Origin of the sequence: Ruegeria sp. TM1040, from assembly GCF_000014065.1 — a bacterium.
Classification (GTDB): Bacteria; Pseudomonadota; Alphaproteobacteria; order Rhodobacterales; family Rhodobacteraceae; genus Epibacterium.
Genome location: NC_008044.1, coordinates 2558349 through 2581386, shown reverse-complemented (window position 1 = coordinate 2581386; position 23038 = coordinate 2558349). Strand labels below are relative to the sequence as shown.

The 23038-nt window shown below is 58.8% G+C and carries 24 protein-coding genes and 2 tRNA genes; 13 read left to right on the top strand and 13 right to left on the bottom strand.

Going from position 1 to position 23038, the window contains the following annotated elements; translation table 11 throughout:
- Positions 1–30 precede the first annotated feature (30 nt).
- The 6 genes from TM1040_RS16630 to TM1040_RS16605 are packed head-to-tail and all read left to right on the top strand — an operon-like array spanning position 31 to position 4728.
- Positions 31–1764, top strand: a complete 1734-nt coding sequence (locus TM1040_RS16630; protein ID WP_011539759.1) for a sensor histidine kinase — start codon at positions 31–33, stop codon at positions 1762–1764.
- Positions 1765–1768: 4 nt separating this feature from the next.
- Positions 1769–2230 carry an HPr kinase/phosphorylase gene (locus TM1040_RS16625; RefSeq protein ID WP_254658837.1) on the top strand — a complete coding sequence of 154 codons (462 nt, stop codon included), beginning with the start codon at positions 1769–1771 and terminating at the stop codon, positions 2228–2230.
- Positions 2202–3104, top strand: coding sequence for an RNase adapter RapZ (rapZ, locus tag TM1040_RS16620; protein ID WP_011539757.1), 903 nt, complete (start codon positions 2202–2204; stop codon positions 3102–3104). The genes TM1040_RS16625 and rapZ overlap by 29 nt, the downstream gene beginning before the upstream one ends.
- 9 nt (positions 3105–3113) lie before the next feature.
- Positions 3114–3518, top strand: a complete 405-nt coding sequence (locus tag TM1040_RS16615) for a PTS sugar transporter subunit IIA (RefSeq protein ID WP_011539756.1) — start codon at positions 3114–3116, stop codon at positions 3516–3518.
- A 3-nt stretch (positions 3519–3521) separates the two neighbouring features.
- Positions 3522–3791 carry an HPr family phosphocarrier protein gene (locus TM1040_RS16610; protein WP_011539755.1) on the top strand — a complete coding sequence of 90 codons (270 nt, stop codon included), beginning with the start codon at positions 3522–3524 and terminating at the stop codon, positions 3789–3791.
- A gap of 37 nt (positions 3792–3828) precedes the next feature.
- Positions 3829–4728 carry a lysophospholipid acyltransferase family protein gene (locus TM1040_RS16605; protein WP_193339798.1) on the top strand — a complete coding sequence of 300 codons (900 nt, stop codon included), beginning with the start codon at positions 3829–3831 and terminating at the stop codon, positions 4726–4728.
- A gap of 394 nt (positions 4729–5122) precedes the next feature.
- Here the strand turns inward: TM1040_RS16605 and TM1040_RS16600 are convergent.
- The 5 genes from TM1040_RS16600 to TM1040_RS16580 form a co-directional block, all read right to left on the bottom strand.
- A tRNA-Ser gene (locus TM1040_RS16600) sits at positions 5123–5212 on the bottom strand.
- 406 nt (positions 5213–5618) lie between these two features.
- Positions 5619–5694 (bottom strand) — tRNA-Trp (locus tag TM1040_RS16595).
- Positions 5695–5969: 275 nt separating this feature from the next.
- Positions 5970–7145 (bottom strand): elongation factor Tu, encoded by a 1176-nt coding sequence (gene tuf, locus TM1040_RS16590; RefSeq protein ID WP_011537605.1) that lies wholly within the window; start codon positions 7143–7145, stop codon positions 5970–5972.
- A gap of 113 nt (positions 7146–7258) precedes the next feature.
- The gene (locus TM1040_RS16585) at positions 7259–7843 is read right to left on the bottom strand and encodes a hypothetical protein (RefSeq protein WP_011539753.1); all 585 of its coding nucleotides are present in this window, start codon (positions 7841–7843) and stop codon (positions 7259–7261) included.
- A gap of 134 nt (positions 7844–7977) precedes the next feature.
- Positions 7978–10326 carry a DNA topoisomerase IV subunit A gene (locus tag TM1040_RS16580; protein ID WP_011539752.1) on the bottom strand — a complete coding sequence of 783 codons (2349 nt, stop codon included), beginning with the start codon at positions 10324–10326 and terminating at the stop codon, positions 7978–7980.
- Between the two features lie 305 nt (positions 10327–10631).
- Here TM1040_RS16580 and TM1040_RS16575 point away from each other — a divergent pair, with 305 nt between their 5' ends.
- From TM1040_RS16575 to TM1040_RS16550, 6 genes are all read left to right on the top strand, one after another.
- Positions 10632–11315, top strand: coding sequence for an SH3 domain-containing protein (locus TM1040_RS16575; protein WP_011539751.1), 684 nt, complete (start codon positions 10632–10634; stop codon positions 11313–11315).
- A 30-nt stretch (positions 11316–11345) separates the two neighbouring features.
- Positions 11346–12176: an SDR family NAD(P)-dependent oxidoreductase gene (locus tag TM1040_RS16570; protein WP_011539750.1), complete on the top strand. Its 831-nt coding sequence runs from the start codon at positions 11346–11348 to the stop codon at positions 12174–12176.
- Between the two features lie 71 nt (positions 12177–12247).
- The gene (locus TM1040_RS16565) at positions 12248–12451 is read left to right on the top strand and encodes a twin transmembrane helix small protein (protein ID WP_011539749.1); all 204 of its coding nucleotides are present in this window, start codon (positions 12248–12250) and stop codon (positions 12449–12451) included.
- 1 nt (position 12452) lies between these two features.
- Entirely contained in the window at positions 12453–13025 is a 573-nt protein-coding gene (locus TM1040_RS16560; RefSeq protein WP_011539748.1) for a cob(I)yrinic acid a,c-diamide adenosyltransferase, read from the top strand.
- A 308-nt stretch (positions 13026–13333) separates the two neighbouring features.
- The gene (locus TM1040_RS16555) at positions 13334–14092 is read left to right on the top strand and encodes an electron transfer flavoprotein subunit beta/FixA family protein (RefSeq protein ID WP_011539747.1); all 759 of its coding nucleotides are present in this window, start codon (positions 13334–13336) and stop codon (positions 14090–14092) included.
- Positions 14092–15021 (top strand): electron transfer flavoprotein subunit alpha/FixB family protein, encoded by a 930-nt coding sequence (locus TM1040_RS16550; RefSeq protein ID WP_011539746.1) that lies wholly within the window; start codon positions 14092–14094, stop codon positions 15019–15021. Before TM1040_RS16555 ends, TM1040_RS16550 begins: the two co-directional genes overlap by 1 nt.
- Before the next feature lie 70 nt (positions 15022–15091).
- On the opposite strand, the gene TM1040_RS16545 is transcribed toward TM1040_RS16550, so the two are convergent.
- A complete protein-coding gene (locus TM1040_RS16545; protein WP_044027261.1) occupies positions 15092–15916 on the bottom strand; it encodes a DUF6473 family protein in 825 nt (274 codons plus the stop codon).
- A gap of 168 nt (positions 15917–16084) precedes the next feature.
- On the opposite strand from TM1040_RS16545, the gene TM1040_RS16540 reads away from it, so the two are divergent.
- Entirely contained in the window at positions 16085–16960 is an 876-nt protein-coding gene (locus TM1040_RS16540) for a 3-hydroxybutyryl-CoA dehydrogenase (RefSeq protein ID WP_011539744.1), read from the top strand.
- A 79-nt stretch (positions 16961–17039) separates the two neighbouring features.
- On the opposite strand, the gene TM1040_RS16535 is transcribed toward TM1040_RS16540, so the two are convergent.
- The 7 genes from TM1040_RS16535 to TM1040_RS16505 all read right to left on the bottom strand — a co-directional run bounded on the left by TM1040_RS16535 (position 17040) and on the right by TM1040_RS16505 (position 22982).
- Positions 17040–18182, bottom strand: coding sequence for a M56 family metallopeptidase (locus TM1040_RS16535; protein ID WP_011539743.1), 1143 nt, complete (start codon positions 18180–18182; stop codon positions 17040–17042).
- Positions 18172–18567 (bottom strand): BlaI/MecI/CopY family transcriptional regulator, encoded by a 396-nt coding sequence (locus tag TM1040_RS16530; RefSeq protein ID WP_044026890.1) that lies wholly within the window; start codon positions 18565–18567, stop codon positions 18172–18174. Before TM1040_RS16530 ends, TM1040_RS16535 begins: the two co-directional genes overlap by 11 nt.
- 297 nt (positions 18568–18864) lie before the next feature.
- Positions 18865–19143 carry a DUF2160 domain-containing protein gene (locus TM1040_RS16525; RefSeq protein WP_011539741.1) on the bottom strand — a complete coding sequence of 93 codons (279 nt, stop codon included), beginning with the start codon at positions 19141–19143 and terminating at the stop codon, positions 18865–18867.
- 1 nt (position 19144) lies between these two features.
- Positions 19145–19942 carry a carbohydrate ABC transporter permease gene (locus tag TM1040_RS16520; protein ID WP_011539740.1) on the bottom strand — a complete coding sequence of 266 codons (798 nt, stop codon included), beginning with the start codon at positions 19940–19942 and terminating at the stop codon, positions 19145–19147.
- Positions 19943–19953: 11 nt separating this feature from the next.
- A complete protein-coding gene (locus TM1040_RS16515) occupies positions 19954–20817 on the bottom strand; it encodes a carbohydrate ABC transporter permease (protein ID WP_011539739.1) in 864 nt (287 codons plus the stop codon).
- 5 nt (positions 20818–20822) lie between these two features.
- Positions 20823–21896 carry an ABC transporter ATP-binding protein gene (locus tag TM1040_RS16510; RefSeq protein WP_011539738.1) on the bottom strand — a complete coding sequence of 358 codons (1074 nt, stop codon included), beginning with the start codon at positions 21894–21896 and terminating at the stop codon, positions 20823–20825.
- A 9-nt stretch (positions 21897–21905) separates the two neighbouring features.
- Positions 21906–22982, bottom strand: a complete 1077-nt coding sequence (locus tag TM1040_RS16505; protein WP_011539737.1) for an ABC transporter ATP-binding protein — start codon at positions 22980–22982, stop codon at positions 21906–21908.
- Positions 22983–23038: the final 56 nt, after the last annotated feature.

Sequence of the window (23038 nt, the reverse complement as noted above, 5' to 3'; positions counted from 1 at the left end):
TTTCGGGGTCTTTGGCGGAGACATGCGTGCATGCGCGATAGTAGCATGACCGATACACACCGGCAGACGGGCCGGGATTCACGCCGGGACGGGGATCTGGTGCTGGGTGACGATTGGGTCGCACCAGAGCAGACGGTCGGGCGCGAAATGCGGGCCAAACGGGCGCGGCGTGGCTGGTTTTCGCTGCGCGGTTCTCCGCTGGCGCGTAAAATCATCACCTTCAACCTGATTGCACTGATCATCCTTGTGTCGGGGATCCTCTATTTGAACTCCGCGCGGCAGAGCCTTGTATACCAGCGGCTTGGCACATTGGTATCCGAGGCGATGCTGGCTACGGATGTACTTGAGGTGCAGCTTTTTGAGGGGGGCGAGGCTGGTGTCACACCCAGCGCGGAGGATATTTCGCGCACGCTCGATAATATTTCGTTGCGTGGCGGCGTTGAAATTTTTGTGTTTGATACGTCGCTGACCCTGTTGGACCAGCAAAAAGGCGTCATGCGTGCGGATGCGCTCAATCGGCTCAACGACAATGAGGGCGGGCGCACCCTGATCACTGACACGCTCAAGGCGATCTGGTCTGCGGTGGGCGGCGAAAGCGCGCCGGAAAACGTCGTGGCCGAGATCGACCTGACCGAACCCCAGCTTTTGTCTCTCATTCAGCGTGCGCTCAGCGATGGAACACAGGTGGGGGCGGTGCCCGACAGTGCAGGCGGAACCGTTTACGCCGCGACCAATCCGATTTTGCAGCAGGGCCAGGCAACGGGCGTTCTGTTGATGACTTCGGCAACTGGCGAAATCGACCGTCTCGTCCGCATCGAACGTGAGCGGGTATTGCAGATGTTCATCGTCGCCCTCCTGGTCTCTATCGGGTTGAGCCTCGTGCTGGCTTCCACGATCGCCAACCCCCTTGCCGATCTGGCCGAGGCGGCAGAGCTCGGCAAGGACCGCGACAACGACAAGGTCAAACCGGGACGCATTCGCATTCCGGACCTCTCGGCGCGCCCGGATGAGATCGGCCGCCTGAGCCGCGCCCTGCGTGGAATGGTCAAAGCGCTCTATAATCGTATCGATAGTAACGAACAATTTGCAGCTGATGTGGCACATGAGATCAAGAATCCTCTGGCCAGTTTGCAGTCTGCGGTCGGCACGCTCCGGATGGTTCACCGAGAAGACCAACGGGAGAAGCTGATGGAAGTGATTGAACATGATGTGCGCCGTCTCGATCGGTTGGTGAGCGACATTTCCAATGCGTCCCGGTTGGATGCAGAGCTGGTGAAAGAGGACGAAGAAGACTTTGACCTTCTCAAGATGCTCGGCAATCTCAACCAGTATTTGGGCGAAGACGCCCGCGGCAAGGGAATCGATTACATCACCGAGCTGCCGAATGAGCCGATCTTGATCCGGGGTCTCGAGGCCCGTTTGGCGCAGGTTTTTGTCAATCTGATCACCAACGCAATTTCGTTCTGCGAAGAGGGCGATGCGATCCGTGTCTGGGCGCGGCGGCGGGACAATCGTGTCCTGATCGTGGTCGAAGACACCGGCCCCGGCATTCCAGAGCAGGCATTGTCCAAGGTCTTCAAGCGCTTCTATTCTCAGCGCCCCGAAGAGCATTTTGGCAACAATTCCGGCCTTGGGCTTGCGATTTCCAAGCAGATTGTTGAGGCGCATGGCGGCGTGATCTGGGCGGAGAACATTCGCCCCACCGAGGCGGATCTGACCTCCGAGCCGCTCGGAGCTCGTTTTGTGGTCGGTCTGCCGGTCTGAGCGGGTGAATACCGCGTCGCCCGACCTCGACGTCATTTTATTGCACGCCAGTTGCGTCGCGCTCGATGAGCGCGGCGTTTTGCTCTGTGGCCCCTCCGGGAGCGGTAAATCGGCGCTTGCTTTGGAACTGATGGCACGTGGTGCGATCCTAGTGGCCGACGATAAGACCGAGGTCTTTAGGGACGGCGCGGTTTTGCGCGCGCGTGCGCCCGAAACGATCTCAGGCCTCATTGAGGCGCGCGGTGTGGGGCTTCTCCGCGCTGAGACGCTGGCGCAGGTGCGACTTTGCGTCGTGGTCGACTTGGGTCAACTTGAAACCGACCGTCTGCCGCGCCACCTAAAGGAAGAGGTGTTGGGAATTTCATTGCCCAAGGTGAACCGAATCGACGGCGCGCATTTTCCGGCAGCTTTGATCCAATATGTGAAAGGTGGAGCACTTGACCCCGAAACAGAGCCCAAACTCTGAGACTGGTGCGGTAACCGAGCCGCCACTGGTGTTGGTCACCGGTCCCTCGGGGGCGGGGCGCACCACTGCAATCAACGTACTCGAAGACTTGGATTTTGAGGCCATCGACAATTTGCCTCTGCGTCTTGTCCCCGCACTGGTTGCAGCAGGCGGTGCGGATCGCGCGCTTGTTCTGGGACTCGATCCGCGCAACAGGGATTTCTCGACCGAGGCCATGGTCGACATGATCGACATGCTAAAGGCGCGACGCGGTTTGAAGACGACGGTGCTCTATCTCGACGCGGATGCCGAAATCCTGCTGCGCCGGTTCTCCGAAACCCGCCGTCGCCACCCGCTTTCCCCCGCAGAAAGCCCAGAACTGGGGGTGAGCCGTGAACTTGATCTGATGCAGCCTGTGAAGGAGCGTTCCGATGTGGTCATCGACACGTCGGATCTCAACGTGCATCAATTGCGGGCCGAGGTGGAACGTCTCTTTGCCCCAAGCGGGCGCAGGCTTGCGGTGTCCTTGCACAGTTTCTCCTACAAACGTGGGATCCCCCGCAACGTCGATATGGTGTTTGACTGCCGATTTCTGTCGAACCCCTACTGGGAGCCGGCCTTGCGGGTCCATGATGGGCGTGACCAGGAAGTTCAGGACTATGTGATGTCTGATGCGCGCTTTCAGGGCTTTTTTGATCGCGTGCTGGACCTTACCTTGTCGTTGCTTCCTGCCTATCGCGAGGAGGGCAAATCGCATTTTTCCATCGCCTTTGGCTGCACCGGGGGGCAACACCGTTCCGTCACCTTGGCAGAAACACTGGCAAAGGCCCTTGCGCGCGAGGGGCAGCAGGTGTCAATTAGGCACCGCGAGCTGCCTGGCCAGCAATTGAAGTGAGAGAAATCCTTGATCGGGATCGTGATCGTCGCACACGGCGGATTGGCCAAAGAATACCTGGCTGCCGTTGAACATGTTGTCGGGCGTCAGCCTGCGCTGGTGGCGATTGCCATCGGCCCTGAAGACGACCGCGATGCCAAGCAAGATGAGATCTGCACTGCCGCCAATTCAGTTGATGTCGGGGATGGTGTGGTCGTGGTGACGGACCTCTTTGGTGGTAGCCCGTCAAACCTCAGCCTGCGGGCCTGTGCGCCTGCGAACCGGCGCATTCTTTACGGTGCCAACCTTCCTATGCTGATCAAACTGGCCAAGTCGCGGCATCTGCCGGTTGCAGATGCTGTGCGTCACGCCATGGAGGCGGGGCGCAAGTATATCAATTCTCAAAATGTGAACCCTGAAGGGGGCGTGGCATAATCAATGGCTCGAAAAACGCTCAAGATTGTAAACGAAAAGGGTCTGCATGCACGCGCGTCGGCCAAACTGGTCGAAGTGGTCGAAGGCTTTGATGCCACTGCCGAGGTCATCAAAGACGGGATGTCTGCGTCAGGCGATAGCATCATGGGGCTTTTGATGTTGGCAGCGTCGAAGGGAACGACTATTGACGTCGAAACTTCTGGACCTGATGCTGAAGCGCTGGCCTCCGCCGTCGAAGCCTTGGTGGCTGACAAGTTTGGCGAAGGCTACTAATCTGGCGGAACGGTCCAAAATGACGGGACGGGTGAAAGTGGCTGACACCGCGCATGACAACAACTCTGGCATGACATCGCAAGACCCCCAGGAGGGAGGTTCCGGCGAGATTTACGACCGGCGTACTTTGACCTATGCGAACTCCTTTGACGACCGCTGGACGTCTTTGGCGATCCGGACCCTGGAATGGTTGACAGGCAAGTTTACGATCCTGCGGATGGTGTCAAAATTCGAGGCCCGTAACGCCGACTACCGGGGCAACAAATTCTGGCGTGGGGCCCTCGATGTGATGGGCATCGAGCTCAAGACCCCCGAAGAACAGATCAATAATATCCCTGAAACCGGCCCGGTCGTCGTGGTTGCAAACCATCCCCATGGCATGGTGGACGGCATGATCTTTGCGGATCTTATTGGGCGGCGACGTTTGGACTATCGTATTCTGACCCGATCGGTACTGACCGGCCTCGATGAAGCCGCGACCTCATTCATGATCCCAGTGCCGTTCCCGCACGATCCAGACGCACAGCGCAAGATGGTGGAGATGCGGGCCAAGGCGATGGCACACCTCAAAGATGGGGGGGTTGTTGCTCTGTTTCCCTCGGGTGTTGTGATGTCTTCCGACAGCTGGTGGGGACCGGCGGTGGAGCGCGAATGGAATGTGTTCACCGCGCAGCTTATTCGCCGGTCTGGCGCAAAGGTTGTGCCGATGTTCTTCCCGGGCCGAAACTCTCGCGCCTATCAGATTGCCTGCCAGATCTCACCTATCCTGCGCCAAGGGCTGCTGCTGCACGAGATCGTGCGTTCCTGCAACAAACCGCAGGCCCCTGTTGTCGGAGAGCCCTTGACGGATGCGCAGATGGAGCGCCTGCACAGCGACCCGCGTGGTTTTATGGCATGGCTGCGCGAGCATACTCTGAACCTCGGTTCAAAGCGCTGACACCGACGACTTCTCCTGCGGGTATCTGCTAGGCTACGAGCGCCGATCTTGGCGCCAATGAAGCAGCGGCCGCGTCCTTTGGTCTTCGCGTCCGAAAGGCGCTGTACGAACCCTGCAGGGCCACTTGTGCGGTACCACGAGGCGCGATGTCCCGCTGGTGTCGCGCCGCTGCTCGGCTGGTTGGCGATACTGGGTTCGATACAGCCTCAAAGCGGAGGGCACGCGATGAATTGCCTGCACTCTCAATGCCCATTTCAGTTGCGAAATTTCAAACCAAGATCGGCTATAGGAAGCGTGCACTGAAGCAGCGCGTAACAAACACGGTGATTGGTGGGCATACCGTTGCAGCTCCAGAAATTTTCTGAGCTCTGGCTCGCCACATAAGTGTGTAAGATGGCGGAGACGAAGGGATTCGAACCCTCGAGACGGTTTCCCGCCTACTCCCTTAGCAGGGGAGCGCCTTCGACCACTCGGCCACGTCTCCGCTGACCCGTATATGTTCCAGTGCCCGGAGAAACAAGGCGTTTTTTTAAAAATTCTACGACGATCACATCGCAAAATTTACCAACGGTATTCGCTTTGAAATAGGACATACGTTCGGTGTTCTTTCTCACATGAGGCCACCCAAAAACGCCTGGGTGGTTTCGCAATGGAGCGTCACAGAGCGCTTCAGAGGAGCAAAAAGGTGCAACTGGAGCCTTTAGAGTAGGGAAGCAGCTCCACCGAGAACTTGGCCTTCTCGCACGATGGAATTTGGGATCCGGCTCTGCGCCATGTGCGACACGTTGAGGCGTCGCATTCAGTCTCAGCTGCAGCTCGCGCTCGGCGACACGGATGCTCGATAGACGTCAAAGCACGGAATGCGAAACGGCAGAGTGTGGGTGATTTAATGGCAGGGGCAGCAGGGTTCGAACCCGCGACCTACGGTTTTGGAGACCGTCGCTCTACCAACTGAGCTATACCCCTGTGGTGCGCCGTTCCTAAGCGAGACATCCCTCAGTGGCAAGAGGAAAAACAACATTTTTGGGCGTGCTTGAGGCGGAATTGACCTGCTTGGAGAATGCGCGCCTCTTTGCAAATCGTCACGTCAGTTAGCAGTTCAGCACACCAGACGTGACCGCTCTTCATCTCTTTCGCAAATACCTCGGAGCGCGAGGCAGCGCCTCGCAACAAAAAAGGGCCTCCCATTGGGAGGCCCTCTCTATTGTCACTCGCCATTTAAATCAGGCGAGGATCTTCGCTTACGCGAGGATCTTGGACACAACGCCCGCGCCAACGGTGCGGCCGCCTTCGCGGATCGCGAAACGCAGACCGTCTTCCATTGCGATCGGGGCGATCAGTTCAACTTCGAACTTCAGGTTGTCGCCCGGCATCACCATTTCGGTGCCTTCCGGCAGGGTCACGGTGCCGGTCACGTCGGTGGTGCGGAAGTAGAACTGCGGACGGTAGTTCGCAAAGAACGGGGTGTGACGGCCACCTTCTTCTTTGGTCAGAATATAAGCTTCTGCCTCGAATTTGGTGTGCGGGGTCACGGAGCCCGGCTTACACAGAACCTGGCCACGCTCAACCGCTTCACGGTCGATACCACGCAGCAGGGCGCCGATGTTGTCGCCTGCTTCACCGCGGTCCAGCAGTTTGCGGAACATTTCCACACCGGTACAGGTGGTGGTGGTGGTGTCTTTGATGCCAACGATTTCGATGTTGTCGCCAACATTGATCACGCCACGCTCAACACGACCGGTCACAACGGTACCACGGCCAGAGATCGAGAACACGTCTTCGATCGGCATCAGGAACGGCTGGTCAACAGCGCGCTCGGGGGTCGGGATGTACTCATCCACAGCCGCCATCAGTTCCTTGATCTTGTTTTCGCCGATTTCCGGGTCACGGCCTTCCATCGCCGCCAGAGCGGAACCTGCGATGATCGGGATATCGTCGCCGGGGAAGTCGTAGGACGACAGCAGTTCGCGGATTTCCATCTCGACGAGCTCGAGCAGCTCTTCGTCGTCGACCTGGTCCACTTTGTTCATGAACACGACCAGCGCGGGAACGCCAACCTGACGCGCCAGCAGGATGTGCTCGCGGGTCTGGGGCATCGGGCCGTCGGCTGCGTTCACAACCAGGATCGCGCCGTCCATCTGCGCCGCACCGGTGATCATGTTTTTCACATAGTCAGCGTGGCCGGGGCAGTCGACGTGTGCGTAGTGACGGCCTTCAGTTTCATATTCCACGTGGGCGGTGGAGATGGTGATACCACGGGCTTTTTCTTCCGGCGCGCCATCGATCTGGTCGTATGCCTTGAAGTCGCCGAAGTATTTGGTGATTGCTGCGGTCAGCGTGGTTTTACCGTGGTCAACGTGGCCAACGGTGCCGATGTTGACGTGCGGTTTATTACGCTCAAACTTTTCCTTTGCCATTCCTTAGGCGCCCTTTGAAAATTGGGGGGTCCACATCAGACCCGGTTTCCTCTGCGCGCGCGGCTTATTTGGTTTGCGCGCAAAAATCAAGCGGTTCGTTCTTGACAAACATGCTATTCGCTGGCCGCGACAGCGGCATTTTCCTCTGGGTTCTCGATCTGGGCGTCAAACCAGCCGTTCTCCTTGTGCTGTTCTTCCATCCAGGTCTCGATTTCACGGACGGCATTGCGCGCCAGTCCGAGCATTTGTTCCTCGCGTGTGCGCGCGTGCCCTGAGCCAACCAAGAAGCTCTCGCCCGAAGTGGTCTCAAACACGGTAAAGGTCTTGGGCTCGTCGTTCAGCTTCTTGTTTGCCGCGTCATCCCAGACCGTGACCTTGATGGCGAGCACGGATTTTGGGCTCAAGACCAGTGGCACGCCGCCGGGAGCGACAAAATACCCCTCCACGCTCAGGCCAAAGTGATAGAGTTGATCACCCTCATATTGCGAGAACCGCGTGGACATCTCATTGGTCAGGAGATCCACCCATTCCTGTGCTTCAACTGGGCGAGAGCCAGGAACCATCTGGACCTTGGGCGCCACCACGATGTTGTGGCCGAGCTTGAAGCTACCCAAATCACGCAGCGCGTCATCCGGGCTGGGCGGTGTGCAGGCGGCGACAAAAACGGTCAGGGCCAGAAGGGCAATGGTGCGCAACATCAAATTTCTCTATCTCGCTCTGGGATCAGGGTCGCCAAGTGATAGACCGGGATTTCCCTTCCGGTAAACCCGCACAAAAGCGAACCCTCGCGCGGTTGCGCGGGGGCCACATGTTTTCCGGCAATATATTGCCGCTATTTGAATTTGTAGTCCTTGGGGAAGCCGTAGGGGGGGCGCTTGCCGATGCCCGCGCGCTTGCCCAGCCACTGGGTGAGGTCGGTCTCGTGACGAATTTTGCCACCACCCATCTCCCAGTGCAGCCCTTCGTCCCAGTTGAAGGTGGTGACATCCGCCAGCCCACCATCAAGTTCGAGCGCGCCCTGGCGCCCGCGCGCCATGTTGTATTTCTGCAGGCGCACACCCTTGCCGCGTGTGAGTTCGGGCATCTCTTCGATCGCAAAGACGAGAAACTTGCCATTCTCCGAGACCACCGCGACGTGATCCCCGGCGACGGGGATACAGATCTTGGCCCGCTCGTCATCCTTGACGTTCAGCACCTGCTTGCCGCCTCGGGTCTGGGCGACGATGTCTTTCTCGGCGCAGACAAACCCGTTGCCCGCATCCGATGCCACCAGAAGCCGACCCTCGGGGTTGTGAATGAAGAGATCGACAATCTCGACCTCGTTGGGCAGATCGACCATCAGGCGCACAGGTTCCCCCATGCCGCGCCCGCCGGGAAGGTTCGCGGCCGAGAGCGTATAAAACCGCCCATTTGAACCAAAGACCAACAGCCGGTCCGTGGTCTCCGCGTGGAAGATAAAACGCGGCCCGTCGCCGTCTTTGAACTTCAGCTCACGACTGAGGTCGATATGGCCAGTCATCGCGCGAATCCAGCCCATCTGCGAGCAGACCACGGTGATCGGTTCTCGGTCGATCATGGCCTCGAGCGGCACGTCCTCGATTTCACCCGCTTCGGCAAATTGCGTCCGCCGTGCGCCGCCTTCATAGTTTTTGCCGAACTGCTTCTTGGTCTCGCGCAGCTGCTCGGTGATCTTCTTCCACTGCAGCTCTTCGCTGCCCAGAAGTTCCACGAGGCCCGCACGTTCTTCGCGCAGGGCGTCACGCTCGCGGGTGAGTTCGATCTCTTCGAGCTTGCGCAGGCTGCGCAGACGCATGTTCAGGATCGCCTCAGCTTGCACCTCGGAGAGTTCGCCGTCACCTGCGGCAGGCGTGACATACTCGGCCTCGGTAAAGGCGCGGGGGTGTTCGCGATCCCAGTTTTCGCGCATCAGCGCGGCTTTGGGGTCCTCGTCATAGCGGATGATGTCGATCACCCGGTCGAGGTTCAAAAACGCGATGATGAAACCATCGAGCACTTCAAGCCGGTGGTCGATCTTTGCCATCCGGTGGCGCGAACGGCGCTGAAGCACATCGCGGCGATGATCCAGAAAGGCGCGCAGCACCTCCTTCATCGAGCAGACCTTGGGCGTCACGCCGTCGATCAGCACGTTCATGTTGAGTGAGAATCGCACCTCCAGATCGGAGTTGCGATGCATCAGACCCATCAGAACCTCCGGGTCGACGTTCTTGGACTTGGGTTCGAGGATAATGCGGATGTCTTCGGCGCTTTCATCGCGCACATCCGCGAGAATCGGCACTTTCTTGGTTTGGATCAGCTCTGCGATTTTCTCGATGAGCTTGGATTTCTGCACCTGATAAGGGATTTCGGTGACAACAACCTGCCACTGGCCCCGACCCAGATCCTCGATCTCGTGCTTGGCTCGCAACCGGAACGAGCCACGCCCTGTGCGATAGGCCTGCGCGATGTTCTCTTTCGGCTCTACAATGGTGCCGCCGGTGGGAAAATCCGGTCCGGGCACATACTGAAGCAGCGTGTCATCAGCAGCATTGGGCGCTTTGATCAGGTGGACACAGGCGTCGATCAGTTCGGATATGTTATGCGGGGGAATATTGGTGGCCATCCCCACTGCGATACCGCTGGCGCCATTGGCGAGAATATTCGGGAAAGTCGCAGGCAGGACACTCGGTTCTTGCAGGCGGCCATCGTAATTATCGCGAAAATCTACCGCGTCCTCGCCCAGCCCTTCGAGCATCGCTTCGGCGATGAAGGTCATCCGCGCCTCGGTGTAGCGCGAGGCCGCAGGGTTGTCGCCGTCGATGTTGCCAAAGTTACCTTGACCATCAACCAGCGGATAGCGCACCGCAAAATCCTGCGCCAGACGCGCCATGGCGTCGTAAATCGCCGCGTCCCCATGGGGGTGGAAATCCCCCATCGTGTCGCCAGAAATCTTGGCCGATTTCAAAAAACCGCCCGATGACGACAGGCGCAATCGGCTCATGGCGTAAAGGATGCGCCGGTGCACAGGCTTCAGGCCGTCACGCGCATCGGGCAAGGCCCGGTGCATGATCGTGCTAAGCGCATAGGTCAGATATCGTTCGCCAATGGCGCGGCGCAAAGGTTCGCGCAATTCGCCATTTGCGGGCATCTCGGGGGAAGTGGGATCATCAACGATGTCGGTCATTTAATTCTGATACTTCCCCCCTCGTCAGGCGGCAAGCGGGCAACGCTGGTTTTCCACAGAAGAGCGCCTTGGCGTGGCGTTCATGCCTTGAATTGACAGGGAAATCCAAAGCCAAGCCGCGCCTATGGGGGAGGAAACCGCCACCTCTCCCCTCATTTTATGTTAAGATTGTCCTGTATTGATCGCTTGCAAGGCGATTCTCGCTGCCAATTTCAGTTTTGGACGATCTGCTGGTCTGTCGCTTTGTCGGCTGGGCCAAGCGGAGCTGTTTTTGGTTCGTAGCGTCAGGTTTTGGGGGATGTGTGATGTCGCGGTTTGTGTTGGTTTCTTTTGCTGGTCTGGCGCTCGCTTTCTATGAATTGAGTGGTGGTGCGGATTTTGCGCCACCAGAACGCCCCGCGACTGATGTGGCGCAGGAACAGACAAGTACGGCGCGTGAGCGTGGTCGAATCGTCAGCCGTCCTGCAGAAACCCAACTCGCGAACCCGGTTCTGACGCCTTATTCTGCAGCAAGTGGCTCTGTCGTCGCTGATGGTGGAGCAGATCTGATCACGGCCGCGACCGGCAGCCGTGTTGAGCCAGCCGTCGAGCGCACCGGCACCGAAGGCGCTGCCGCAGTGAGCATCTCCTTGCGCGATCCCGCGTCGGTGGCGTCCTTGCCCCAGCCCATTTCCCTGAACCTGCCGGTGACGGGGCTTCGCATCGCCTCCGTCGAAGCGGGGTTGGGCGCGATCACGGCTGAGGCACCAGAACCCACCCGCCAAGCAATCGAGCCGGAACCGATCGGTGAGTTCCGCAAGGTGCGCGCGTCGCGCGCCAACGTTCGCCTTGGTCCCGGCACCAACTATCCGGTTTTGATGCAACTTCTGGCCGGGGACAATGTGCGGGTTCTCAATGACGACGAGTCCGGCTGGTCCCTGCTGGAAAACCCGAAGACCGGCCAGGTGGGCTGGATTGCGGCTTCCCTGCTGAGCGCGAAACAGTCATAACTCGGCCCCGGACAGATCCGGGGAACCACAATGACCAAGACTTTGCTGATTACCGGCTGCTCGTCGGGCATTGGCCATGCGGCAGCTCACGACATGCGCGCGCGCGGATGGAGGGTTTTTGCCTCCTGCAGGCAGCAGCGTGATTGCGACCGGCTCCGAGCCGAAGGCTTTGAAAGTCCGCGGATTGATTACATCGATGCCCAAAGCATCCAGTCGGGGCTTGCTGAGGTACTGGCTGCCACCGGCGGTAGGCTAGATGCGCTGTTCAACAACGGTGCGCATGGCCTGCCGGGTGCGGTGGAGGATCTGCCGACCGAGGCGCTGCGCGAGATCTTCGAGACCAATGTCTTTGGCTGGCATGAGCTTATCCGGCAGGTCATTCCTGTTATGCGCGCTCAGGGGCATGGGCGTATCGTGCAGAATTCCTCGGTGCTGGGGCTGGTGACCTATCCTTGGCGCGGCGCCTATGCGGCGACGAAATTTGCTATCGAGGGGCTGAGTGACACGCTACGCCTTGAGCTTACGGGAAGCGGGATCGAGGTCATCCTGATCGAGCCGGGGCCGGTCACATCCAAGATCCGTGAAAACGCGATTCCGCATTTTGAGAAGCATATCGACTGGAAAAACTCGCCAATCCGGGACCGCTACGAAGGGTCGTTGTTGAAACGGCTCTATCACTCCAGCGGGCCAGATGCGTTTGAACTGCCTCCCTCCGCGGTATCCCGGAAACTTGCGCATGCTCTCGAGGCCCGACGCCCGAAGCCGCGCTACTATGTCACCACCCCGACCTATATCGCCGGGACATTGCGCAGGATACTGTCGACGCGCGCGATTGACCGCATCCTGTTGCGGTATAGATAGACGTTCCAATGCGCTGGCCGACGACCTAGCACGCTCCCGGCAGCAAACGACAACAAAGGATCACACCGATCATGGGCTCTCCACTTTACATTCTGGGTATCCTCGCAATGGCCGCCGTGGTCGTGGTGCTCGCAATCGGCATCGGCGGCTTTGGCGTGGGCGGGGAATTCAACCGCAAGAACGGCAACAAGATGATGCAGCTGCGGCTTTTCTTTCAGTTCGTAGCCGTGGTTTTCATGCTTGCCTTTGCCTATTTCGCTGGATTTGGAAACTGACATGGTTGTTCTCAACAAGATCTATACCCGTACGGGTGACAAGGGCGACACTGCGCTCGGGAATGGCGCGCGCGTGGCGAAACACTCTGCTCGTGTAACCGCCTATGGCACAACGGATGAGTTGAATGCGCAGGTGGGTGTCGCCCGCTTGGCGGCCGAAGCAGAGATGGACGCAGCGCTTGCCCGCATCCAGAACGATCTCTTTGATCTGGGCGCTGATCTGTGCCGCCCGGATATGCATCTGGATGAGACAGCCGAATATCCGCCGTTGCGGATCGCACAAAGCCAGGTGGACCGGCTGGAGGCCGAGATTGACGCGATGAACAAGGATCTCTCGCCGCTGCGCAGCTTTGTGTTGCCGGGTGGCAGTGCGCTCTCGGCGCATCTGCATGTCTGCCGCACCGTTGCGCGCCGGGCCGAACGGCTGACGACCGAGCTTGCAGGGGCGGAAGACGTCAATGCTGCCGCATTGATCTATCTCAACCGGTTGTCGGACTGGTTCTTCGTCGCGTCGCGCGTTGCAAATGAACACGGTGCCAAGGACGTTCTGTGGGTGCCCGGCGCCAACCGCTGAAACATCAGGGCGGCGTTGGAGTAGGTGATGCTGCACTTGCAATGCCGCAACTGCGAGGTCGATTCGCCGATGTTTCCGCAAACATCTGGGACCCCTCTCTGGACGATGATGTTTTTGTGCCTCTCTCAGGGGTTTGTGGACAGAAAATTTCGTAGCAAAAATCGGTACTATTGCTGCAAACGCGACGTCCCCGAGCCAAAACGTGACGATTTTACCCTGTTGCCGTCGCCCTCTAGTCGGTATCAACACCACGAGAGCACTCATGGGATCCGTGGAAATGGGTTCCGATTGTTAAGGAGAAACGCACTATGAAGGTACTCGTGCCTGTCAAACGCGTGATTGACTACAACGTTAAAGTTCGCGTGAAAGCGGATGGCAGCGGTGTCGATCTCGCCAACGTCAAGATGTCGATGAACCCCTTCGACGAGATTGCCGTCGAGGAGGCCATTCGCCTCAAGGAAGCAGGCAAGGCGGATGAGGTTGTCGCAGTCTCCATCGGCGTCAAGCAAGCTCAGGAAACCCTGCGCACTGCTCTGGCCATGGGTGCCGACCGCGCGATCCTCGTGGTTGCCGCAGATGATGTTCACCAGGACATCGAGCCGCTCGCGGTTGCAAAGATCCTCGCCAAAGTGGTCGAAGAAGAGCAGCCCGGCCTTGTGCTGGCAGGCAAGCAGGCAATCGACAACGACATGAACGCCACCGGCCAGATGCTTTCTGCTCTCCTCGGGTGGAGCCAAGCGACCTTCGCGTCTGAGGTGGACATCGATGGCGACAGCGCCAAAGTGACCCGCGAAGTCGACGGCGGCCTGCAGACCATCTCGGTCAAGATGCCGACCATCGTGACCGTGGACTTGCGCCTCAACGAGCCGCGCTATGCGTCGCTGCCGAACATCATGAAGGCAAAGAAAAAGCCGCTCGACGAGAAGACTGCCGCTGACTACGGCGTTGACGTCACACCGCGTCTCACCGTGGTGGAGACCAAGGAACCCGAAGCCCGCTCCGCAGGTGTCATCGTGGGATCCGTGGACGAGCTGGTTGCGAAACTCAAAGAAGCGGGAGCTGTGTAATGGCTGTTCTTCTCCTTGCCGAAGTCAACGCGGGTGAACTGGCGCTTGATGCGACCGCAAAGGCTGTTTCTGCTGCAAAGTCGCTGGGCGATGTTACTGTTCTGGCTGCTGGGGCGTCCGCCGCTGCAGCGGGCGAAGCTGCCGCCAAAATCGATGGCGTAGCCAAGGTGCTGGTAGCCGAAGACGAAAGCCTCGGCCACCGTCTTGCAGAACCCACAGCGGCTCTGGTTGCTGCGCTGGCCAGCGACTACAGCCACATTGTCGCGCCTGCTACCACCGACGCCAAAAACATCCTGCCCCGCGTGGCGGCACTTCTGGATGTGATGGTGATCTCCGACGTGACGGCCGTTGTCGACGCTGACACCTTCGAGCGCCCGATCTACGCAGGCAACGCCATTCAGGTGGTGAAATCTGCGGATGCAAAAAAGGTGATCTCCTTCCGGACTTCCACCTTTGATGCAGCCGGAGAAGGCGGTGCGGCGTCTGTGGAGACCATCTCCGCGACCGAGAACCCCGGCCTCAGCTCTTGGGTCGAAGACAAGCTCGCCGAAAGCGATCGTCCAGAGCTCACATCTGCGGGTGTGGTTGTCTCCGGCGGCCGTGGGGTTGGCTCCGAAGAAGACTTCAAGATCATCGAAGCCCTGGCCGACAAGCTGGGTGCGGCTGTTGGTGCGTCCCGCGCAGCCGTCGACTCCGGCTTTGCGCCGAACGACTGGCAGGTGGGTCAGACCGGTAAAGTCGTAGCGCCCGAGCTCTACATCGCAGTTGGCATCTCCGGTGCGATCCAGCACCTTGCCGGGATGAAGGACTCCAAGATCATCGTCGCGATCAACAAAGACGAAGAAGCGCCGATCTTCCAGGTGGCGGACTACGGTCTGGTCGCAGACCTGTTCCAGGCCGTGCCTGAGCTGACGGAAAAGCTGGGTTAAACCCCACCGCTTTGGATTTGAAAAGGCCCATGCAGCGCATGGGCCTTTTTTCTTGAGCGAAGGGCTCGAGTTACGCTGTCGAGAGCATCTTTAGCAGCCGTGATGCCACCACATCGGCGATCCGGTCATGCTCTTTGGGGCCGATCATCAACCGCGCAGCGGGCAGATCCATCGGACCGAATATCATCCCCGGAATGTCCTGAGCCTGGCCTGCAGTTGTGACTTCCAGTTCGATCACATCAAAGAGACGCGGACGCAAGACATCCACCATTGATCGGTCCACCAGGCAGGGGGCGGGGCCCAAAACGTCGGTTGTGGACATATCATAGCGCATCCACAGCAGAACAACGCGCCCGTCGAGCGCGTCAACAACGCGTCCCATCCGTGTCAGCCAGGTTTCCTGCAAGCCTGCACAGACCCGCTCAAACCGATCCTCCGAGATCGCCTTGAGAGATGTGAGCAGATGCTTGTTGAAGTTGAAGTCGGTAAAATCAACCTCTGGAAACAGATGCGCCAGCGTATCATAGGCGCGCAGGAACCTGTCATTGCGCCGCGGATGTACCTTGTAGAAACTGTTGGTGAGGTTCTGTGCCCCCATGACCTGCAACACGGTCATTTGTCCGCTTGCCGCGATCTCCATCAGGGGCTCATCATGGAGAAAGGCATCAATACCGGCATTCACACATCCCAGATTGATACAGGTCAGGCCAAGCTGGCTCTCTATGCCCTGCGTGAAGGGCCGCTCCACAAAGCGACCAAAGACTTCGGTTCCGCCGAGAAAACTGATGTAAGGTGTCCCAAAGTCCCGCTCTGGTCCCCTGACGCGCAGCTTGGACTCGCCATAGCTGCATAACTCGCTCACAAGCGCATCAGCGCTTTTGAGTTCATAGCTCATTTCTTCCACCACTTTTTCACCCAAGAGCCATACTGCCGTCCGAATCTTTCCAAACTGCTAATCCGTGAATTTGCTGAAAACTGAGGCAATCGGCCTTGTTTCTGCGGACGCGAAGCCTTTAGTATCCGCCCGCAGGCATTGGGCAGGCGCAAGGAAAGGCCATTCATCATGGACGTGAAAAAAGTCGGAATTATTGGTGCAGGTCAGATGGGCAACGGTATCGCTCACGTCATGGCCCTGGCTGGATTTGATGTTGTTCTCAACGACATAAGCCAACAAGCACTCGACAGCGCTCTGTCCCTGATCCAGAAGAACCTTGCCCGACAGGCCAGCAAGGGCAAGATTGCCGACGCCGAGGTCGCCGCAGCCATGGGGCGGATTTCCACCAGCCTGACACTGGCGGATGTGGGCAAGACCGATTTGGTGATCGAGGCCGCCACCGAGCGCGAAACCGTGAAGCAGGCGATCTTTGAGGATCTGCTGCCGCATCTGGAACCCCATACGATTCTAACGTCCAACACCTCGTCGATTTCGATCACGCGTCTGGCGAGCCGCACCGATCGGCCCGAGCGTTTCATGGGGTTCCACTTCATGAATCCGGTACCGGTCATGCAACTCGTGGAACTCATTCGCGGCATCGCGACGGATGAGGAGACGTTCCAGACCTGTCAAACCGTGGTGGAAAAGCTGGGTAAAACAGCGGCAAGCGCCGAGGATTTCCCTGCCTTTATCGTCAACCGCATCCTGATGCCGATGATCAACGAGGCGGTATACACGCTTTATGAGGGCGTGGGCAGCGTGCGTTCGATTGACGAGTCGATGAAGCTTGGCGCCAATCACCCGATGGGTCCGCTAGAGCTTGCAGATTTCATCGGTTTGGATACCTGTCTTGCAATCATGAACGTCTTGCATGACGGGCTTGCGGATACAAAGTATCGCCCTTGCCCGCTGCTGACAAAATATGTCGAGGCCGGCTGGCTGGGGCGTAAAACCCAGCGCGGATTCTACGACTACCGTGGCGAGGTTCCCGTTCCCACACGCTGAAGGCAGGGGCAGGTACAATTGCCCAGCCTGAACGCGATGGGCAAAGCCTCGATCCGGATAGGGTGGGGCTTGGGGTCTTTTAGCGACCTGCGGGGATCAAAATGGAGCTTGTCCACTGCGGCCCGGCGACCTGGTTCGAACTGCGCTGCGCCATGCGCTCCAGATTGACTACTGTTGAGAGCATCAGCCGATCGTGGCTCCAGTCCGTTGGGCGCTGGATCAGGAAGGCAGTTGCGATAACGGCGCAGCCAATGGCTGTAGAGACACCTCCCCAGACAAGCCCGAGCCGGCCGCGTGGCGGCTGCTCGGTAACCGCGATGATGCGGCGTGCAAGCATGGGCGTATGCAAGATTTCGCGACGCTCAAGCAGGGCGACAGAGGGGCTGCGCGGGCTGAGGAAGACAGGGGATTTGCGCGCCCGTTCGGTGGCGCGGATTAAACATTCGCAATAGCTGCGCGGGTCGAAGCGGCCCTTGGTGCTAAGAGCCTGATCGCAGGCATATTCGCGGACCGCCCGCATGTCGCGGCGCCAAAGATAGAAGGCGGGGTTCCAGAACAGGAGCGGTCGCAGGCATTCCATCAGGAAGGCGATTTCCACATCCCTCTGGCGAAAATGCTGAAGCTCATGCGCCAGCGTCAGGCGCAGATCTTGCGGGTCATTCAGCAGCGACGTCGGCAACACCACATACCGGCGAAAGAGGCCGCGGGTGGAGTATGCCACTGCGGTATCGTCGCTCAAAAGCAGATCAACGCGGCCAATGCGCTTCCAGCGATAGGCGGAGGCCAATGCACGGTGCAGGCGCAGAATGGCGGAGCCCAGCAAAAAGAGCGAGACAGCTGTTCCGATCACCACAAAGACAGTGGCAACCCGGCTCCCAAAGGTTGCGCCGTAAACAAGGTCTCGGACCAGATCTTCGCGCAGGCCAATCATCGATTCAAACTGCACTGCGGACATGCCGACATTGCCTTGCAGATATTGGGATACGAGGACATCCGAGAGGGTGGGCGGGTGACCGATACCGATGGCATTGAGGGCGACAACAAGGAACGGCATGGCTGCCAGTAGGACAGTCATCCCATTGAGCAAACGCAGCTGCGGCCCATAGGCGGTCGCCAGAGCCGTTCGTCGCAAAACCCAACGCGCGGCGAGCCACAGCAGGGCGCCGGCACAAACCAGAAGGTTCAGGTCGATATAAGAGTTCAGAAGCGCATCAGCTTTCATTGTCCCCCAGCCTTTCGTTCAGCAAGGCCCGCATTTCCTCAAGCATGGCATCAGTGATATCCTCATCATCGACCAACCGCGCCACGAGGGCCGCGGGAGCATCGTTGAAGAGCTTGCTCGACAGGTTTTTGAGCGACGTTTTCTGATACTCGGCCTTCGGGATTGCAGGGCGATAAACAAGGGAACGGTCAACCCGCTCGCTGGTCAAAAAGCCCTTTTGCTCCATGATCTTGAGGACCGTGGCCACAGAAGTGTAGGCGCGCTCTTGTACTTTGTTCAGTTCAGCCAGAATGTCGCGCACGGACCCTTTTTCGAGATCCCAGACCACGGTCATGAATTCGAGTTCAACCTCGGTCAGAAGGGAGTGGGTCTGTTTCTTGCGCATTTTTCCAAGCTTTGCTGTTCGGGCCGCGACCGGGGAGAAGTCGCAGTGATCCATAAGAGATCACAGGCGAGGGTAGGGGATTTTGGCGGTTTCGAAAACTACTTTTTTAGAAGATGCGTGTTTCGCCATCTGAGGGGTGTTAAATTGTGCGCTTCCGCGCGCCGATTGTCCGCCAGAAGAGATGCGCTGGATCTTAGACATGTCCGGTTATGGCGCAGGGGGCTTTTGTTGGGGCTGGGGTGGTCCTGAGGGGCAGACGTGCCCTCAGGACCGGTTTTGACTTTGCCGTGCGGGCGGTCACACCTTCCAGAAACAGAAGATGCCCCATGCAATCGCGAGCCCTAGCGGTGTCCAGAGCGGCATCCCCATCAGGCCCAGCCAGGCCAGGAAGATGTAGGAGGTGCCAAGGAGGCTGATGAACAGCCGGTCACCGCGTGTTGTGGTGAGGCCAAGCACACCTTTGCGGGCATCCCCGCCGGGGTTGCGGATTTCCAAGAGGATCAGAACGCCAATGGCAGAGAAGATCCCGATGAAGACAAGGGCGGTGGGCCAGGTCCAGGCCATCCAGCTCAACATATCAAACTCTCCCCATCGCGAAGCCCTTCGCGATGTAGTTGCGGACGAAATAGATCACGATGGCGCCCGGAATGATGGTCAAGGTGCCTGCGGCTGCCAAAAGCCCCAGCTCATAGCCCGCAGAGGATGCGGTCTTTGTCATGGTGGCCGCGATGGGCTTTGCAGCCACGGCCGTCAGGGTCTTTGCCAGCAAGAGCTCCACCCAGGAGAACATGAAGCAGAAGAACGCCGCCACGCCCACGCCAGCCTTGATGGCGGGCAAGAAGATCGACACGAAGAAGCGCGGGAAGGAATAGCCGTCCACATAGGCCGTCTCATCCAGCTCTTTCGGCACGCCACCCATGAAGCCCTCGAGGATCCAGACCGCCAGCGGAATGTTAAAGAGGCAATGCGCCAGTGCCACAGCCAGATGCGTGTCAAAGAGCCCCACAGCCGAATAGAGCTGAAAGAAGGGCAGGGCGAAAACGGCGGCCGGGGCCATCCGGTTGGTCAAGAGCCAGAAGAACAGCTGCTTGTCGCCCAAGAACCGATAGCGCGAGAAGGCATAGGCCGCAGGCAGCGCCACCGCGACGGAAATCACCGTGTTGATCGACACGTAAAGGATCGAGTTTATGTAGCCCCAGTACCAGCTCGGGTCGGTGAAGATCACCTTGTAGTTTTCGAGCGTAAAGGTCTGCGGGAAGAGCGAGAAACCGGAGAGGATCTCATTTGTGGTCTTAAAGCTCATCGCCACGAGCCAATAGATCGGCAGCATGAGGAAGAGAATATAGACGATGGGGACGATGGATCGTTTTTGCATCATACCCTCCCTTAGTTCTGGTCGTCTTTGGTCATCAGCGTGTAGAACAGCCAGCTGACCAGAAGCGTGATTGCAAAGTAGATGAGCGACATCGCGGCGGCGGGGCCGAGGTCGAACTGCCCAAGTGCGATCTTCACAAGGTCGATCGACAGGAGCGTGGTGGAGTTGCCGGGACCACCGCCGGTGAGCACGAAGGGCTCGGTGTAGATGTTGAAGCTGTCCATGAACCGCAACAGGATCGCGATGGTCAGAACCGTCTTCATCTTCGGCAGCTGGATGTAGCGGAACACGGACCAGTTGGACGCGCCGTCGATCTTGGCTGCCTGATAATAGGCGTCTGGGATCGACACGAGACCGGCGTAGGACAGAAGCACCACAAGTGAGGTCCAGTGCCACACGTCCATGGTGACAATGGTCACCCATGCCGCGACCGGATCTTGGGTCATGTCGTAGTTGATGCCGAGCACATGGTTCAGAAAATAGCCAAGCAGGCCGATGTCAGGAAGGGTGAAGATGTTCCACATTGCACCAACCACGTTCCACGGAATGAGCATCGGCAGCGCCATCAGCACGAGGCAAACCGGTACCCAGAACCCCTTGCGCGGCATGGAGAGCGCAATGGCGATACCAAGCGGCACCTCGATAATGAGGATCAGGAAGGTGAAGAGGAACTGACGCCCCAGCGCGGCATGGAAACGGTCCGAACGCAGGATCTGCTGGAACCAGTCCAGACCCTGCCAGAAAAACACGTTGTCCCCAAAGGTCTCCTGTACGGAGTAGTTGACGACGGTCATCATCGGAATGAGCGCGTTGAAAGCCACCAGCAGCAGGACCGGCAGCACAAAGAACCAGGCTTTTTGATTTTCGGTTTTCATCTTTGTTACTCCGGATCAGTGGCGAGCCAGCCATCCACATAAAGGCGGGTCTGGTCTTGGCGGAAGGCGAGGTGGGTTTGCGCCCCTTTTTCAGGTGCTGCGCCCTCTTCGATCACGGCATTCACCTTGTGACCAAGGCAGTCGCATTCAACGACCGTGTGCCGCCCTACGTCCGAGACTTTGGTCACAGTCGCGGGCAGGCCGCTGTCGGAGAGAGACACAAACTCCGGACGGATGCCGATTTCGGTCTGACCATTGGGGGTGCCGCGCACCGGCCCTTCCAGCACAATGTCGTGACCTTCGACCTTCGCCGCGCCGTCATAACTGCAGGGAATGATGTTCATGCCCGGAGAGCCGATGAAGTGACCCACAAAGGTATGTGCAGGGCGTTCGAAGAGCTCAACCGGCGTGCCGATCTGCACCACTTCACCCAGCTGCATTACGACCACCTGATCCGCAAAAGTCAGCGCCTCTGTCTGGTCGTGGGTGACGTAGATCATGGTCGCTTTGACCCGCTGATGCAGCTCCTTGAGCTTGGAGCGGAGTTTCCACTTCAGATGCGGGTCGATCACCGTGAGCGGTTCGTCGAACATCACTACGTTCACGTCCTCACGCACGAGGCCGCGGCCCATGGAGATCTTCTGTTTGTTGTCAGGAGACAGCCCCGCCGCCTTCTGGTTCAGCATCTCGGTGACTTCGAGCATCTCGGCAATCGCCATGACGCGCTGTTCCACCGTGGCCTCGTCCCGGCCACGATTGCGCAGGGGAAACGCCAGATTGTCGTAGACGGTCATGGTGTCGTAGATGACCGGGAACTGAAAGACCTGTGCGATGTTGCGCTGATCTGGGGGCAGTTTGGTGACGTCCTGACCGTCAAAGAGGATCTGCCCTTCAGACGGCACCAGAAGGCCCGAAATGATATTGAGCAGGGTGGATTTGCCGCAGCCTGACGGGCCGAGCAGCGCGTAGGCGCCGCCGTCCTGCCAATCAAGATCGATTTCCTTCAGCGCGTAGTCGCTGTCGGATTTGGGATTTGAAAGGTAGCTGTGCCGCAGTTTCGACAGTGTAATCTTGGCCATGTTGTCGCCTCACGCCACGCGGGAGCCGTCAGGGGCAAAGACATATGCCGCCCGCGGGTCCATATAGAAATCATGCAATTCGCCAACCTCGTAGGGGTGGACGCCGTGGCTCAGGGACACCCAGGAGGTTTCCTGCCCGGAGGCCGCAAGATCGAAATGCGCCGAGCTTTCGGAACCGGATAGCTCTGTCACCTGCACGCGACCGTTGAGTCTTACCAGTCCTGCCGAGGATGCCACCGGGGTGACATGATGCGGGCGGATTGCGATGGTGTAGGTGCCGTCCTTCAGGCTGGCAGCCGCGCCATCCAGGGTCCAGCGCACATCCGGCCCCAAACGCGCCTCAAAGCCTTGTTTGGTGATTGTCGCCGTGTTGATCGGCGGGTCGGAGAACACGCGTGCGGCTTCGACGTTTTCAGGATTGCGATAGATCTCTGCGGTGGGGCCGAATTGGGTCACGCGGCCATCGCGCATGAGTGCTGTCTTGCCGCCAAGAAGGAGCGCCTCTTCGGGCTCAGAGGTGGCATAGACCACAACCGCGCCACGACCGGCAAAGAGCTCCGGCAGCTGATCGCGCAATTCCTCGCGCAGCTTATAGTCGAGGTTCGCCAGCGGCTCGTCGAGGAAGACAGCGCGGCTTTCCTTTGCAATCGCACGCGCCAGCGCGGTCCGCTGCTGCTGACCGCCAGAGAGCTCGTGCGGGCGGCGATGCAACATTGGGGTGAGCTGCAGAATTTTCGCCGCTTCCTGCACGCGGTCATCAAGTTCCGACTTTGCCATGCCCGCAACTTTGAGTGGCGAGGCGATATTGTCGTAGACCGTCATGTGCGGGTAGTTGATGAAAAACTGATGCACAAGGCTGATGTTGCGCTTTTGTGTGTTGAGGCGGGTCACGTCCTGCCCGTCCATGAGGACAGAGCCGGAGGCAATCGGGTCAAGCCCGGCCATCATCTTGATAAGAGAGGTCTTTCCCGACCCGGTGGCGCCCAGAAGGACGTTGAAGTGACCGGGCTCGAGCGTCAGGGAGGTCTCCTTGATATGGAGATCACCGCCCACGCGTTTGGTCACGGATCTGAGTTCGAGTGCCATGGTGGTATGGAGCTTTCCCGCCCAGCGCCCAAAGTCAGCGTGCGCGCGGGGCAATC

Excerpts from the sequence above, each read along its gene's own strand:
- TM1040_RS16630 (WP_011539759.1), top strand. The coding sequence starts at position 31 with ATGCGCGATAGTAGCATGACCGATACACACCGGCAGACGGGCCGGGAT.
- TM1040_RS16610 (WP_011539755.1), top strand. The coding sequence starts at position 3,522 with ATGGCTCGAAAAACGCTCAAGATTGTAAACGAAAAGGGTCTGCATGCA.
- tuf (WP_011537605.1), bottom strand. The coding sequence starts at position 7,145 with ATGGCAAAGGAAAAGTTTGAGCGTAATAAACCGCACGTCAACATCGGC.
- TM1040_RS16585 (WP_011539753.1), bottom strand. The coding sequence starts at position 7,843 with ATGTTGCGCACCATTGCCCTTCTGGCCCTGACCGTTTTTGTCGCCGCC.
- TM1040_RS16580 (WP_011539752.1), bottom strand. The coding sequence starts at position 10,326 with ATGACCGACATCGTTGATGATCCCACTTCCCCCGAGATGCCCGCAAAT.
- TM1040_RS16575 (WP_011539751.1), top strand. The coding sequence starts at position 10,632 with ATGTCGCGGTTTGTGTTGGTTTCTTTTGCTGGTCTGGCGCTCGCTTTC.
- TM1040_RS16570 (WP_011539750.1), top strand. The coding sequence starts at position 11,346 with ATGACCAAGACTTTGCTGATTACCGGCTGCTCGTCGGGCATTGGCCAT.
- TM1040_RS16565 (WP_011539749.1), top strand. The coding sequence starts at position 12,248 with ATGGGCTCTCCACTTTACATTCTGGGTATCCTCGCAATGGCCGCCGTG.
- TM1040_RS16560 (WP_011539748.1), top strand. The coding sequence starts at position 12,453 with ATGGTTGTTCTCAACAAGATCTATACCCGTACGGGTGACAAGGGCGAC.
- TM1040_RS16555 (WP_011539747.1), top strand. The coding sequence starts at position 13,334 with ATGAAGGTACTCGTGCCTGTCAAACGCGTGATTGACTACAACGTTAAA.
- TM1040_RS16550 (WP_011539746.1), top strand. The coding sequence starts at position 14,092 with ATGGCTGTTCTTCTCCTTGCCGAAGTCAACGCGGGTGAACTGGCGCTT.
- TM1040_RS16545 (WP_044027261.1), bottom strand. The coding sequence starts at position 15,916 with ATGAGCTATGAACTCAAAAGCGCTGATGCGCTTGTGAGCGAGTTATGC.
- TM1040_RS16540 (WP_011539744.1), top strand. The coding sequence starts at position 16,085 with ATGGACGTGAAAAAAGTCGGAATTATTGGTGCAGGTCAGATGGGCAAC.
- TM1040_RS16535 (WP_011539743.1), bottom strand. The coding sequence starts at position 18,182 with ATGAAAGCTGATGCGCTTCTGAACTCTTATATCGACCTGAACCTTCTG.
- TM1040_RS16530 (WP_044026890.1), bottom strand. The coding sequence starts at position 18,567 with ATGCGCAAGAAACAGACCCACTCCCTTCTGACCGAGGTTGAACTCGAA.
- TM1040_RS16525 (WP_011539741.1), bottom strand. The coding sequence starts at position 19,143 with ATGTTGAGCTGGATGGCCTGGACCTGGCCCACCGCCCTTGTCTTCATC.
- TM1040_RS16520 (WP_011539740.1), bottom strand. The coding sequence starts at position 19,942 with ATGCAAAAACGATCCATCGTCCCCATCGTCTATATTCTCTTCCTCATG.
- TM1040_RS16515 (WP_011539739.1), bottom strand. The coding sequence starts at position 20,817 with ATGAAAACCGAAAATCAAAAAGCCTGGTTCTTTGTGCTGCCGGTCCTG.
- TM1040_RS16510 (WP_011539738.1), bottom strand. The coding sequence starts at position 21,896 with ATGGCCAAGATTACACTGTCGAAACTGCGGCACAGCTACCTTTCAAAT.
- TM1040_RS16505 (WP_011539737.1), bottom strand. The coding sequence starts at position 22,982 with ATGGCACTCGAACTCAGATCCGTGACCAAACGCGTGGGCGGTGATCTC.